Below are 13,675 nucleotides of genomic sequence, written 5' to 3' on the forward strand. Positions count from 1 at the left end.
AGGCACAGCAGTCGAAGTCGTAAGGGGGTTGATTCATTGTTTGCTTATACATTAAAAAGACTTGTGCAGATGATTCCAGCCTTGCTCGGCATTATCGTCATCACCTTCATTCTGTCGAGAGTCCTGCCGGGCGATCCTGCGATTATGCTGGCCGGAGAGCAGGCTCCGGAGGAGATTGTGAACAAGATCCGCCAGGATATGGGGCTGGACAAGCCGCTGTATATCCAGTTCTTCGCTTACATCGGGCAACTGCTGCAAGGCGATATCGGCTATGCCTATCACACCGGACATTCGGTCGCCAGCGACCTGGCCTCACGCTTCCCGGCTACGATTGAGCTGACCCTGGCCAGCATCCTGATTGCGGTTCTAATCGCCATTCCGGTAGGCATTGTGGCCGCTACCCGTAAGGAATCGCTACTGGATCACATCTCGCGTGTATTTTCCCTGATAGGTGCTTGTGTGCCGATCTTCTGGCTCGGACTGATGTTCATCTATATCTTCTACTCTATTCTGGGCTGGGCACCGGCACCGATGGGCCGGATCAGCGGGGACCTCAACCCGCCTGTGCATATCACTGGGCTGTACGTGCTGGACAGTATACTCTCCGGCGACACCGCTGCACTTAAAAGCAGCCTCGCGCATCTCGTGCTTCCGGCGATCTGCCTCAGTACCGGTACGATGGCGATCATCGCCCGGATGACCCGCTCCAGCATGCTGGAGGTGGTCGATCAGGACTTCGTCCGCACCGCCCGGGCCAAAGGGCTGCGGGAATCGGCCGTCATCTACAAGCACGCACTGGTTAATGCGCTGATTCCCACGCTAACGGTACTCGGACTCCAGTTCGGCTTCCTGATGGGCGGCGCGGTCATCACAGAGACGATCTTCTCCTGGCCGGGAATCGGCGGCTATGTCACCGACTCCATACTGGCAGCGGATTACGCGCCGATCCAGGCGTTCACCCTGGTCAGTGCCGTGCTCTACTGCGGAATTAACCTGGCGGTCGACCTGATCTACGGGTTCATTGACCCGAGAATCCGTTATGAATAGAACAGCTTGTGTGAGAGGAGGAGATTGCTTGTGAGCACTGCAGCACATTCAGCACAGGGCAGCCCGGCGAAGCCCGCACTGGCCAAGCCGCGGACCCTATTATCCCTGCTGCTGCACAACCGCCTGGCGGCCATCGGGCTGACCTTCATCCTGATCTGGACCGTGGTAGCCATTTTCGCCCCCTGGCTGGCTCCGCATGATCCGTTCGTCACAGATATGGCGAATAAGCTGCAGCCGCCCTCCGGCAGCCATTGGTTCGGAACCGACAACTTCGGCCGGGATATCCTCAGCCGGGTGCTGTACGGCGCACGGATCAGCATCTGGACCGGCCTGATCGCGGTCTCGATCTCCTTCCTGATCGGGATGCCGCTGGGCGGGATTGCCGCTTACTACGGCGGCCGGACCGGAACCATCATCATGCGGGTCATGGATGTATTGTTGTCCTTCCCGTCACTGGTATTGTCTATGGCGATTGCCGCCTCGATCGGCGCCGGACTCAGCAGCGCAATGATCGCCGTCGGCATTGTCGGCATTCCCGAATTCGCCCGGCTGATGTTCGGCCAGACGGTCTCTCTGCGGGAGAAGGAGTATATCGAAGCCAGCCGGGCCATTGGTGTGAAGGATAGAGTCATTCTGTACCGGCATATTCTGCCGAATGCTCTGGCGCCGCTAATGGTGCAGGCTACGCTCGGGATGGGCTTCGCCATCCTGACCGCGTCCAGTCTCAGCTTCCTGGGGCTTGGGGTCAGACCTCCGATTGCCGAATGGGGCGCGATGATCTCCGAAGGCCGGGAATATATCATTTCCGGGCAATGGTGGCTGGTTACTTTTCCAGGCCTCGGCATTGCCACCTCCATCTTAGGCTTCAACCTCCTCGGAGACGGCTTCCGGGATGTGCTTGACCCGCGGTTGCGTTCGGGGAAATGAGGCGAGCAGGGGGATTCCCCAAGGCCGCCCGTCCCGATAGAGATAGATAGATTAACGTCAGCTGGAGCGCAAGCGGCAGACAATCATCAGCAGCACAAGTAGTTGTTATGCAGGCAGGATATAGAAAAGGGAGGAATTATCGATGAAAAAAGTTAAACTGTTGTCCACACTCGTCGCTTTTTCAATCATGCTTGCCGGATGCGCCAGCAGCGCCAATCCGCAGACCCCAGCTGCCACTTCGGCAGGAACGGATACTGCAGCAACAGCAGCCCCGGTCAAAAAGAACCTTACGGTGGCCTATTCCGAGGGCGGCACCACGCTCGACCCGGCGGAAGCTAATGATCTGACCTCCGATACGCTTGTGCTGGCCGCTTATGATCAGCTGGTCACCTACGGCATCAAGACCGAGAATGGCGCCAGCATCGCCAATACCGAAGACATCAAGCCCATGCTCGCAGAGAGCTGGGAAGTGAATGCTGACAACACGGTGTATACGTTCAAGCTGAAATCCGGCGTGAGCTTCCAGAGCGGCAATCCGGTGGATGCCGAGGCGGTAGCGTACTCTTTTGAACGTGTGGCGAAGTCGAGCTCCGGCAGCTTCCTCTACGGCATGGCTTCAATTAAATCAGTGACGGTAAAAGACGCTTCGACCGTTGAAGTTACTCTGACTAATGCCAATCATAATTTCCTGCAGATTCTGGCGATGTACACCTTCTCCATCGTGGACCAGAAGACGGTAGAAGCACAGGGTGCAGACTACCTGAAGACGAATGCCGCCGGTTCCGGCCCGTTCAAGCTTACGAAGTGGGACCCGGCTACCGAAGCTGTTTTCACAGCTAATGACAGCTACTGGCAGGGTGCGCCAAGCCTCGGCAAGGTAACCCTGAAGTTCACCAAGGAAGCTTCGAACCGCGTGCTGCTGCTGGGTAAAGGCGATGTAGACATGGCGATTGAGATTCCTCCGAAGGATGTGTCAACGCTTGAGACCAATAAGGCGCTGACCGTTGCTTCCAATGCAAGTAACCGGATTCTGTTCTTCGCCATGAACAACAAAGTCAAGCCGTTCGACAATGTAAAAGTCCGTCAGGCGATCAACTATGCGATTCCTTACGATCAGCTGCTGAGCGGGGTGATGTACGGCCAGGCCAAGCAGATGAAGAGTGCGGTAGCCAGCAACACGCCGGGCTTCACCGATGCAGGCTATGTGTATGAGTACAATCTGGACAAGGCCAAGGCACTGCTGAAGGAAGCAGGCTATGAGAAGGGCTTTGACTTCGACTTCACGCTGGGCTCCGGCTTCGATGACTGGGAAGATGATGCGGTCCTGATCCAGGCTGAGCTGGCCAAAATCGGAGTCAACATGAAGATCAACAAGCTGGCCCGCGCACAGTTCCTGGAGCAGCAGAAGACCAATAATCTGACCTCTTATATCTCCAAATGGACTTCCTTCGTCAATGATCCTGGCTATCACCTCGGCTTCCTGCTGTACGGCAAGGGCTCTTCCAACTACATCAACTACCAGAATGCTGAAGTAGACAAGCTGTGGGAGCAGGCGAACCTGGAGACAGATACGGCGAAGCGCACAGAGCTCTACAAGCAGGCTCAGGAAATCATCACGACAGAAGCACCTTGGGCGTATCTCTACGAGTATAACCGCATTGTCGGAATGAGCAATAAGATCAGCGGCTACGCCTTCTACCCGGACGAAGTCATCCGCTTCTATCCGCTGTCGATTACAGAATAAGCAGGTTTGGCTAAAAGAGAGCGGGCAGGCCTTAGGCCTTGTCCCTCTTCTTTGTCACAAATTCACAGTTCCTCCTGCCAGCCGCAAGGCGTGCAGCCTGGAACACAAAGGAGAATTCGTAACCCATGACAGACTGGAAAAGCAAAGTGCTGGAAGCCATTGATGCCGGGCAGGAGGAACTGCTTGCGCTCTGCTCTCAGCTGATCCGTTACCCTTCGGAGAATCCGCCGGGCGATTCACGGGAGATCAGCGCTTATATTATTGGTTATCTGAAAGAAGCCGGTATCGATACCGCGATCTATCCGGCCACCGAAACCATGTTCAATCTGGTGTCCACACTGGGCGCAGGCGCGGAGGAGCGCACCGGCAAAAAGCTGATTTACTGCGGACATACCGATGTCGTTCCGGCGGGAGACCGCTCGCGCTGGGATTTCGATCCGTTCTGCGGCGATATTGTGGACGGCTATCTGCTGGGCAGAGGCGCTTCGGATATGAAAGCGGGCCTGGCCGGGTTAATCTACGTCACTGCACTGCTGTCGAAGCTGGGCGTTCCGCTAAAAGGGGATCTGTCCCTGCTGATCGTGCCTGATGAAGAGACCGGCGGTCACCTCGGGGTTCCCTGGGTGCTGGAGCGCGGCCTGATTACCGGAACCGCTGCTGTGATTGCCGAGCCTTCCGGCCCGCTGAACCCGACCATCGGGCAAAAGGGCAGCTGCTGGTTCGAATTCACCGTGGAAGGCACACCGGGTCACGGCAGCTTGTCGCCTGTGGTTGGAGACAGCGCCATTGTGAAGGCCGCCAAAGGGATTGAAGCCTTACAGCGGCTATGGGATATCAAAGTGGACATTCCCGAGGAAGTTCAGGAGATTATTCGCATCTCGCAGGATTACGTGAAGGGCAGCGAAGAAGAAGATTCCCTCGCCTATCAGGTATTCGACCATGTGACGGTCAACATCGGAACGATTCAGGGCGGAACCAAAGTGAACGTAGTGGCGGACCGCTGCACGATTCAGGTCGATTCCCGCGTACCCTTCGGGGTAGACTACCGGGATGTGCTGGACCGTGCCCGCTCCCTGCTGCTTGAAGCCGGCATTGAATCGGAGGTGAAGGGCTTCGGCTTCCAGGGCAATGCCAACTGGACCTCCAATGAGGAGCCGGTGGTCATGGATCTGGTTGAGAGTATCTGTGAGGTAAGCGGGGAAGAGGCCTACGGTGTGCTGCAATGGGCTTCCAGCGATGCACGCCATTTCCGCACTCATAACATTCCCGTGCTGCAATACGGACCGGCCGAGCTGTCAACCATTCATAATTTCAACGAGAAAGCTCCTGTCTGGCAGATTATCCAGTGTGCGAAGGTGTATGCTTTAACGGCGCTTAAATATCTGGGCGTAGAAGAAGAGAACTAATGACTTCGTAAGATACTTTATTTTGTTTTTGGGGCCCCCGCAAAGTACCTGAATAATCTTCGGAGCTAAGCATCACTTTGTGGGGATGAAGAAGGGAGGGGCAATCATGACAGAACTGCTGGAAGTATCAGGGCTATGCACCGAGTTTCAGACAGCGGCGGGTACAATCCGTGCGGTGGACGGCATCAGTCTGTCAGTGCGCAAGGGAGAGACACTGGGCATTGTAGGCGAATCGGGCTGCGGCAAAAGCATTACCTCACTCTCAATCATGCAGCTCTTGCCCAAACGGATCAGCCGGATTGCTTCCGGCCAGATCCGCTTCGAGGGCAAGGATATGCTGGAAATGTCGATGAATGAGGTGCGGAATATCAGGGGGAACCGGATTGCGATGATTTTTCAGGAGCCGATGACCTCGCTGAATCCGGTGTTCAAGATCGGGCGCCAGATCTCCGAATCCGCCCGTTACCATCTGAAGCTGAGCAAGAAGGAAGCAGACGCCCGGGCAGTAGAGATGCTGCGCAAGGTGGGAATTCCCCGCCCCGAGAAAATTGCCCAGCAGTATGCCCATCAGCTCTCCGGCGGGATGCGGCAGCGGGTGATGATTGCAATGGCGATGGTCTGCAATCCTCAGCTGCTCATAGCCGATGAGCCGACGACAGCGCTGGATGTGACGATTCAGGCGCAGATCCTTGATCTGATGCGGGATCTGCAAAAGAACGAGGGCATGTCGATCCTGATGATCACGCATGATCTGGGGGTCGTTGCCGAGATGTGTGACCGGGTCGTCATCATGTACGCGGGTCAGATCGTCGAGGAGACGGATGTGGCTACCCTGTATAGCCAGCCGCTGCACCCGTATACTCAAGGGCTGCTGGCTTCCCTGCCCCAGCTGGCGGGGGATGAGGACCGCCTCAGCTCGATACCGGGCCAGGTGCCGAATCCGGCCAGCCTGCCGCCCGGCTGCCGGTTCGCACCGCGTTGTCCGGTAGCGGTGGACCGCTGCCGGGAGCAGCTCCCGGAGCTGCTTGAGGTACAGCCGGGCCACACATGCCGGTGTATCCTGCAGCAGGAGGGAGTACTATGACCACATTACTGGAAGTCCGCAATCTGAAGAAGCATTATCCGATCCGCAAGGGCTTCTTCTCTAAGCAGGTCGGTGCAGTCAAAGCCGTTGACGGTATTACCTTATCCGTCGAGCAGGGAGAGACGCTGGCTGTAGTCGGAGAATCCGGCTGCGGGAAGTCGACTACCGGACGGGCCATTCTGCGGCTGATTGAGCCGACAGAAGGCGAGATTATATTCGGCGGCACCGATGTGCGCAGCCTGAATACCGAGCAGCTACGCAGGTTCCGTACCGATATGCAAATGGTGTTCCAGGACCCTTACGCTTCGCTCGACCCCCGCTGGACCGTCCAGCGCATTCTGGAGGAGCCGCTCCGTACCCACGGATCAGCTCCCGCCGGAGAGCTGAAGAGCAGGGTCGAGCAGCTGATGGAGGTGGTGGGCCTGTCCCCCTATCAGGCCCACCGTTTTCCCCATGAATTCTCCGGGGGCCAGCGGCAGCGGATCGGGATTGCCCGGGCGCTTGCGCTGAATCCGAAGTTCATTGTCTGCGATGAGCCGGTATCGGCACTGGATGTCTCCATCCAGGCCCAGGTGCTGAATCTGATGCAGGATCTGCAGGAGCAATACGGCCTCACTTATATGTTCATCTCGCATGACCTGTCAGTCGTGAAGTTCATCAGCGACCGGGTGGCCGTCATGTACCTGGGGCGGATTGTCGAGCTGGCGCCGACGAAGGCACTCTTCGCGAAGCCGCTGCATCCGTATACCCAGGCGCTGATGTCTGCCGTTCCGGTACCGAATCCGGGCCTGAAAAAGCAGCGCATCGTCCTGACGGGGGATGTTCCGAACCCTGAGACTCCGCCCACAGGCTGTGCCTTCCACCCCCGCTGTCCGCATGCGATGGACCGCTGCAAGTCGGAAGCGCCGGTGCTGCGGGAGCTGGACTCAGGCCATCAGGTGGCCTGTCATTTGTATTAAGCATATGTGCAGTGTGAGGAGGGGCCATCCGGCAGCGGGTGGCTCTTTGCTTTTGCTGGATGCGGAAAACAGCATACAATGGACCGGGCGAAGACAAGTGGACCGAATGTATGCTGAAAACAGCATACAATATGCACACACACAGGCCCGTGGACCGAATGTATGCTGAAAACAGCATACAATATGCTCACACACAGGCCCGTGGACTAATGTATGCTGAAAACAGCATACATTGTTCTCGCACGCAGGTCCGTGGACCGAATGTAATCGGAAAACCGACCATATTCGGCGCTGCCGAGTTGCGTGGGTCCAATGTAATCGGAAAACCGATCACATTCGGCGCTGCGGAGTTGCGTGGGTCCAATGTAATCGGAAAACCGACCACATTCGGCGCTGCCGAGTTACGTGGGTCCAAATGTAATCGGAAAACCGATCACATTCGGAGCTGCGGAGGCGTGTGGTCCAAATGTAATCGGAAAACCGACCACATTCGGCATCCCGCTTCCTACTTCCCCGCACCATACCAGACGCTTTTTCTGCCCGCTACGTCACCGGCAACACCGCCGGACTTTAGCCCTATTTATTACCCGGATGGGACAACGTCTCCCGTCTAGGCAGAATGACTTATTTTTACAGAGTTTGCTCCGTTGTTAAGTGAATATCCTTTCAGAAATAACGCTGAAATATTTCATCGGAATTTGAAAATAAAAACAAACCCTTTTATAATTACTTTAAATTAAAACTGATTTGGGAGGAGATGGGAGGAAGACGTGAACAAACCACGACAATTATGGATTGATGCCGCCAAGGGATTCAGTATTATTTTTGTAGTAATGGGCCACTCCGGCGATGCGGCAGCGAATCATTATCTGTCCTGGTTCCGGATGCCTTTGTTCTTCATGCTTAGCGGACTTGTATTTAAGCCGGTTGAACCCGGGCGGTATTTGGGCTGGGCGTTCAAACGGACCAAGGGGCTGATGACTCCCTATTTTGCCTACGGACTCCTGATTGCTTCCGTGCTGCTGCTGTTCAACTTCAGTATACGAGGGTTCGCCGAGAATATAGCGAGACTGCTCTACGGGGGACTGTCACTTACGGGTCCTTACGGGGTGTTCTGGTTCATCACCTGCCTGCTGTTCACACAGCTGCTCTTCGGATACATTGTCCGTTATTCCCGCCGCACGCAATTTCTCCTGATCGCTTCTGCTTATCTCCTGTCACATCTCATCTCCCTGACCGCGCTCAGGAACTTCAATCTTCCCTGGAATGCAGATGTGTCCCTGCTCGCCATTACTTATTATGCGATCGGATTCTACGGCAAACAGGTGATCCCTTCGCTCATCCGCCGCTATTCGGCGCTGCCGGTGCTGCTTCCGTTATGTGCTCTTGTGCTGCTGCTGGAGCGGACTGGTGTCCTTCAATACAGCCTGAATATGAAATACAAGGAGTATACTTCGCTGCTGCTCGATCTGGCCGTGCCGCTGCTCATCTCATTGACTATCTGCGCCGCTGTGTACCGTCTCTCGAAGCTTGTTCCGCTGGACTGGATGGGCAGCCTGGGACGTAACTCCATTGCGATTATGTACCTGCATTTGCCTTTGAATTACGGGCTCAAATATCTCCTTGGGACGGATTACGGGCTGTTGCCCTTTACGCTGATCGGAGTGGGGGTGCCGCTGCTGGCCGCCAATTGGGCGGTGCGCTCACCTCTATTGTCCAGACTGTATCTCGGGCATAAGGGCGGCAGCCGTCCGGCAGTGAATTATAGCAACGCACGTTAATAAATAGGTGGGACTAGTAATAGAAATGCACAAGCTCTTTTTCATATCTTTCATATACTTTAGTAGAATATGAAAAGGAGTGATAACGCATGGCCAAAACACTTTTGGATTATAACGCATCCGTAGTTACACCTATTACTAACGGGTTACTAACGGGGTCTCCATCCCTGTTCCTATTTCTCCGGCTGGTATACAGATTGCAGGAACATCGGTGTATATCGATCCCGCAGTTCCAGGACATTTCCCCAATAAGGTGGAACTGAAAGCCACCATCGGCGTGGATGTTACGCTGGATACGCCCAATGTGCTGGTCCGCATCTGGCGGGCAGGTACCGAAATCTTCTACGCTCGGACAGAGCTGGAGGAGAATTTCAATGACGACGGTATTATTTCACTGCATATGGTAGATGTCAACGTTCCGGCCGGGGTCCAGAACTATCAGCTGATTGTAGAGAACCAGGATGTCGGCTCCGTTGCTACAGTGGTGGGTCCTGTAATTTTCAGCGCTTTGGCTATCGGCGGCTAGGCTATCATAGCAGTACCGGAAAGCGGCTTTCTCAAGTATCTGTGAAGATACCGGGGGAAGCCCTTTTTTTTGTGCGTGAAATGGAATAATTTCCTGCGATTCTGACGAAACTGGAACACAGTACCTGTGAAATGAAGGTTAAGTTCAGGAGGGGAACCATTGTGAGGAAAATTCGTTATGTTACGCTTGTGTTGTGCATTGCTGTATCGGTTCTGGGAGGCGCTACCGGAGCCTGGGCCGAGGAAAAAGCCAAAGGCACCGCAAATTCCGGCAATGCCGGAGGGGCGGCTGCGGAGCTGGCGCCGGGGGCGCGTTCTGCCATTCTTATGGATGCCAGCACGGGCACGGTCATCTATGAGAAGAACAGCCATGATAAACTTCCGCCGGCCAGTATTACCAAGATTATGACCATGCTGCTTACGGTGGAGGCGCTGGACGAGGGCAAACTGCAGCTGACCGACAAGGTGCGGACCAGCGAGTATGCGGCATCGATGGGCGGTTCACAGATTTTTCTGGAGCCGGGTGAAGAAATGACGGTTGACGATATGCTGAAGGGCATCGCGATGGCCTCCGGCAATGATGCTTCCGTAGCTATGGCGGAGAAAATCGCCGGCTCGGAGAGCGCCTTCGTCGATCTCATGAACCAGAAGGCGCAGGACCTGGGCCTGAAGGATACTCATTTCGCCAACTGCAACGGCCTGCCGGCTGCGAATCATTATTCCTCCGCGCATGATATTGCCGTCATTAGCCGGGAGCTGCTGAAGCATGAGCAGATTATCAAATACACCGGCTCTTATCAGGATTACCTGCGCAAGGACTCCACCAAGCCGTTCTGGCTGGTTAACACCAACAAGCTGGTGCGCTTCTACACGGGGGCTGACGGGCTGAAGACGGGATATACGTCCGAAGCGAAGTTCTGCCTGTCGGCAACGGCGGCCAGAGACGGCCTGCGCGCTGTAGCGGTGGTGCTGGGCGAGCCGAACACCAAGACCCGCAACAGCGAGGTCTCGGCGATGTTCGACTACCTCTTTTCCCAATATAAATTGCATACGATTCACAAGGAAGGCGACACCATCGGCACGGTGAGGATTGAGAAGGGCGTGAAGTCGCAGCTCCCGCTGGTGGCGAAGGAAGACTATAGTGTCCTGCTCCGCAAAGGAGTAACCCAGGAGGGGATCCGCCATGAGCTGGTGCTGAATGAGCAGGTGAAGGCTCCGGTGGCCGAAGGTCAGACGGTCGGCAAGCTGGTAGTCTACCAGGGGAACGATGTATTGAAGGAATACGAGTTGAAGGCAGGCGAAACGGTAGCCAAGGCGGGCTGGTGGAAGCTGTTCAAGCGGGCAACGGGCGCTATGTTTACGAATGATTAATTTCTTGCATTTTGTAGATTGAACCGGGGGCTTTGTGTAAGTTCTTAGGGGTTTTCTTCTAGTTTTGTCGTGAGGCAGGAATCCTCAATTGCGGTGTAGAAACCTTGTCCTTGTAGGGGAAAGAAATAGTTACAGGGCGGTTGTCCAAGCAACGAAGAGGAGAGTGGCAAGCATGAATTCTCATGTGGAGATGGAGCATCACCGGGGTGTGCTGATTGTCCGGTTGTCCGGGGAACTGGACCATCACGCAGCCGATTATGTACGTATGGATATGGATGAAGCGATTATGCGGGGCCAGGTGGAGCATCTGATCCTGAGTCTGAAGGAGCTGCAGTTCATGGACAGCTCGGGTCTCGGAGTGATTCTGGGGCGGTACAAGCTGATCCGCAGTAAGGGCGGCAAAATGGCAGTCTGCGATGCCACAGCGCCTGTGAAGCGCCTGCTGGAAATGTCGGGCCTGTTCAAAATCATGCCCCTATATGACGACGAGAGCGCTGCACTCTCGGATTTGGAGGTCGCGTTATGACTAGTAGCGAAGCTCGTAACTTCATGAGTGTCCAGTTTGCTGCGCTGTCGGAGAATGAATCGTTCGCGCGTGTGGTAGTGGCTGCCTTTGTCTCCCGGCTCGACCCGACGATGGAGGAGCTGAATGACTTGAAGACGGTAGTCTCGGAGGCTGTCACCAATTGTATTATTCACGGTTATGACAGTGATCCCGCAGGTGTTGTCAGCATATCCGCTTCGCTTGAGAATGAGACCGTGCATCTGACGATTGAGGATAAGGGCCGGGGCATTGAGGATCTGGAGCTGGCCCAGCAGCCACTATATACCTCGAAGCCGGAGCTGGAGCGGTCAGGTATGGGCTTCACCATTATGGAGAATTTCATGGATGAATTCGAGGTTATCAGCGAACCGGGACGCGGAACCTCAATCTCCATGAAGAAAACCATCGTCTCAAAAAAAGCTTTATACAATTAGGGGTTGGAGCCATGGATGCAGAATCAAAAAAAGCTCCGCCGACCTATTTGGACGATGCGGAGGTCAAACGTCTAATCGCGCTCAGTCAAGCCGGGGACCATACGGCCCGCGACACGCTGGTCAACTGCAATATCCGCCTCGTCTGGTCAGTGGTGCAGCGGTTTATGAACCGCGGATATGAACCGGATGATTTGTTCCAGATCGGCTGTATCGGACTGCTGAAGTCCGTTGATAAATTCGACCTCAGCTATGAGGTCAAGTTCTCCACCTATGCAGTGCCGATGATTATCGGCGAGATCCAGCGGTTCCTCCGCGATGACGGCACGCTCAAGGTCAGCCGCTCGCTGAAGGAGATGGCCAACAAGGTGCGCAAGATGAAGGATGAGATGTCCAAAACGCTCGACCGCCTCCCGACCATCGGTGAAGTGGCCGAAGCGCTGGGCGTCACGCCCGAAGAAATCGTCTTCGCCCAGGAAGCCAACAAGCCGCCGACTTCGATCCACGAGACCGTCTTCGAGAACGACGGCGATCCGATCACGCTGATCGACCAGATCGCCGACGAGTCGCAGGAGCGCTGGTTCGACAAGCTGGCCTTGAACGAGGCCATCGGTGCGCTAACCGAGCGCGAGCGTCTGATCGTGTATCTGCGCTATTACCGCGATCAGACCCAGTCGGAAGTCGCCAGCCGCCTCGGCATCTCGCAGGTGCAGGTGTCGAGGCTGGAGAAGAAAATCCTCGCGAACATCCGCGAGCAGATTGCGCAGTAGCAGTGGAAGTTACAGCGCGTCTCGGCTGATACTGCCGCAGCTCAGTAAGTCCGATACAGCAGTCGGGTTAGCTGTGGTGCTTAGCAAGAGTTAAGTATGTGATGTACAGTGACGGGTGCAAGGGAGCCGCCTCCTAGAGGGGCGGCTTTTTGCGTGCGCTCAAAGTGAGACCATGCCCCTCACTGCCGATCATTGTACGAACCGGACTCAGATTCCCTTATTTGGCCGAAACGTCTCTTTTTGAGCCTGAAACGGACTGAGATTCCGTTATCTTGTCTATCCGGCTCCTAATCAAGCGGAATCTGGTCACATAGCGGATTCTGTGTCCGCGTGCCCCGGCATATCCGGCTCATACGCAGACATAGCTGAATCTCAGTCCTCTTTGCTTGTTGACGGAGCACGCCTATAGCCTTGCGCATGGTTATACCGGAAGCTTCACATATGCTAAACTAGGCTAAACTCGTAACAATCGATGATTTTGAATACTGACAACAATGCTAAATGACTATGGAGGGCTAAACACAGGTGGATTATGCAAAGCTCAGCAAAGAGGTCTCCTACGCCCTGCGTCACGCACCGTGGGAATATGAACTGGAATTGGATGCACAGGGATGGGTGGATATCGAGCAACTGCTCCACTCGCTGCATCAGGACAAGAAGTGGGAAGCCGTCGGTGCAGAGGATCTGGACAAGATGATCGCAGCATCGGATAAGCAGCGGCATGAGCTTGCGGATGGCAGAATCAGGGCGCTGTATGGTCACTCTGTCCCGCAAAAAATAATCAAGCAAAATGAAACTCCGCCCCCCATTCTGTACCACGGTACAGCCAGGCAATGGGTGGAGACGATTCTGCACGAAGGACTGAAACCCATGAAGAGGCAGTATGTTCATTTCTCGGTGGATACGGATACAGCGAAGCTGGTGGGAGGACGAAAGGATTCAAGTCCTGTGATCTTAACCATCGATGCCGGGCGGGCCGCACAGGAAGGAATCAAGTTCTATCACGGAAATCATAATATCTGGCTCGCAGACTATATTCCGCCCGAATTCATTGCTAACTCGTAGCCTAGTTTATCCAACCCCAAC

The 13,675-nt window shown here is 55.1% G+C and carries 13 protein-coding genes; all 13 read left to right on the top strand.

The annotated features are described in order from the left end of the window. Positions 1-36: 36 nt before the first annotated feature. On the top strand, positions 37-1,047 hold the full coding sequence (locus MHH78_RS13635; protein ID WP_340752795.1) for an ABC transporter permease: 1,011 nt from the start codon (positions 37-39) through the stop codon (positions 1,045-1,047). A gap of 30 nt (positions 1,048-1,077) precedes the next feature. Continuing rightward, the gene (locus MHH78_RS13640) at positions 1,078-1,974 is read left to right on the top strand and encodes an ABC transporter permease (protein WP_341167717.1); all 897 of its coding nucleotides are present in this window, start codon (positions 1,078-1,080) and stop codon (positions 1,972-1,974) included. Positions 1,975-2,116: 142 nt separating this feature from the next. Further along, positions 2,117-3,718, top strand: a complete 1,602-nt coding sequence (locus MHH78_RS13645) for an ABC transporter substrate-binding protein (protein WP_076084319.1) — start codon at positions 2,117-2,119, stop codon at positions 3,716-3,718. A 125-nt stretch (positions 3,719-3,843) separates the two neighbouring features. After that, positions 3,844-5,124, top strand: a complete 1,281-nt coding sequence (locus MHH78_RS13650; RefSeq protein WP_341167718.1) for a M20 family metallopeptidase — start codon at positions 3,844-3,846, stop codon at positions 5,122-5,124. 106 nt (positions 5,125-5,230) lie between these two features. After that, a complete protein-coding gene (locus MHH78_RS13655) occupies positions 5,231-6,208 on the top strand; it encodes an ABC transporter ATP-binding protein (RefSeq protein WP_209870152.1) in 978 nt (325 codons plus the stop codon). Further along, a complete protein-coding gene (locus tag MHH78_RS13660; RefSeq protein WP_341167719.1) occupies positions 6,205-7,167 on the top strand; it encodes an ABC transporter ATP-binding protein in 963 nt (320 codons plus the stop codon). Before MHH78_RS13655 ends, MHH78_RS13660 begins: the two co-directional genes overlap by 4 nt. A 770-nt stretch (positions 7,168-7,937) precedes the next feature. Beyond that, the gene (locus MHH78_RS13665; protein ID WP_341167720.1) at positions 7,938-8,948 is read left to right on the top strand and encodes an acyltransferase family protein; all 1,011 of its coding nucleotides are present in this window, start codon (positions 7,938-7,940) and stop codon (positions 8,946-8,948) included. A 211-nt stretch (positions 8,949-9,159) separates the two neighbouring features. Then, positions 9,160-9,474, top strand: coding sequence for a hypothetical protein (locus MHH78_RS13670; RefSeq protein ID WP_341167721.1), 315 nt, complete (start codon positions 9,160-9,162; stop codon positions 9,472-9,474). 131 nt (positions 9,475-9,605) lie between these two features. After that, positions 9,606-10,844, top strand: coding sequence for a D-alanyl-D-alanine carboxypeptidase family protein (locus MHH78_RS13675; protein WP_081751241.1), 1,239 nt, complete (start codon positions 9,606-9,608; stop codon positions 10,842-10,844). Positions 10,845-11,016: 172 nt separating this feature from the next. Beyond that, positions 11,017-11,370 carry an anti-sigma F factor antagonist gene (spoIIAA, locus tag MHH78_RS13680; protein WP_036727462.1) on the top strand — a complete coding sequence of 118 codons (354 nt, stop codon included), beginning with the start codon at positions 11,017-11,019 and terminating at the stop codon, positions 11,368-11,370. Next, positions 11,367-11,822 (top strand): anti-sigma F factor, encoded by a 456-nt coding sequence (spoIIAB, locus tag MHH78_RS13685; protein WP_036727460.1) that lies wholly within the window; start codon positions 11,367-11,369, stop codon positions 11,820-11,822. The genes spoIIAA and spoIIAB overlap by 4 nt, the downstream gene beginning before the upstream one ends. A gap of 11 nt (positions 11,823-11,833) precedes the next feature. Beyond that, the gene (sigF, locus tag MHH78_RS13690; RefSeq protein WP_036727459.1) at positions 11,834-12,589 is read left to right on the top strand and encodes an RNA polymerase sporulation sigma factor SigF; all 756 of its coding nucleotides are present in this window, start codon (positions 11,834-11,836) and stop codon (positions 12,587-12,589) included. Positions 12,590-13,114: 525 nt separating this feature from the next. Continuing rightward, positions 13,115-13,654 carry an RNA 2'-phosphotransferase gene (locus tag MHH78_RS13695; protein ID WP_341167722.1) on the top strand — a complete coding sequence of 180 codons (540 nt, stop codon included), beginning with the start codon at positions 13,115-13,117 and terminating at the stop codon, positions 13,652-13,654. Positions 13,655-13,675: the final 21 nt, after the last annotated feature.

This window comes from Paenibacillus sp. FSL H3-0333, from assembly GCF_038002805.1.
Taxonomy (GTDB): domain Bacteria; phylum Bacillota; class Bacilli; order Paenibacillales; family Paenibacillaceae; genus Paenibacillus_AQ; species Paenibacillus_AQ silagei.

Bases quoted from the DNA above. Each gene is read 5' to 3' on its own strand.
- MHH78_RS13645 (WP_076084319.1), top strand. From the start codon at position 2,117: ATGAAAAAAGTTAAACTGTTGTCCACACTCGTCGCTTTTTCAATCATG.
- MHH78_RS13650 (WP_341167718.1), top strand. From the start codon at position 3,844: ATGACAGACTGGAAAAGCAAAGTGCTGGAAGCCATTGATGCCGGGCAG.
- MHH78_RS13655 (WP_209870152.1), top strand. From the start codon at position 5,231: ATGACAGAACTGCTGGAAGTATCAGGGCTATGCACCGAGTTTCAGACA.
- MHH78_RS13660 (WP_341167719.1), top strand. From the start codon at position 6,205: ATGACCACATTACTGGAAGTCCGCAATCTGAAGAAGCATTATCCGATC.
- MHH78_RS13675 (WP_081751241.1), top strand. From the start codon at position 9,606: ATGAAGGTTAAGTTCAGGAGGGGAACCATTGTGAGGAAAATTCGTTAT.
- spoIIAA (WP_036727462.1), top strand. From the start codon at position 11,017: ATGAATTCTCATGTGGAGATGGAGCATCACCGGGGTGTGCTGATTGTC.
- spoIIAB (WP_036727460.1), top strand. From the start codon at position 11,367: ATGACTAGTAGCGAAGCTCGTAACTTCATGAGTGTCCAGTTTGCTGCG.
- sigF (WP_036727459.1), top strand. From the start codon at position 11,834: ATGGATGCAGAATCAAAAAAAGCTCCGCCGACCTATTTGGACGATGCG.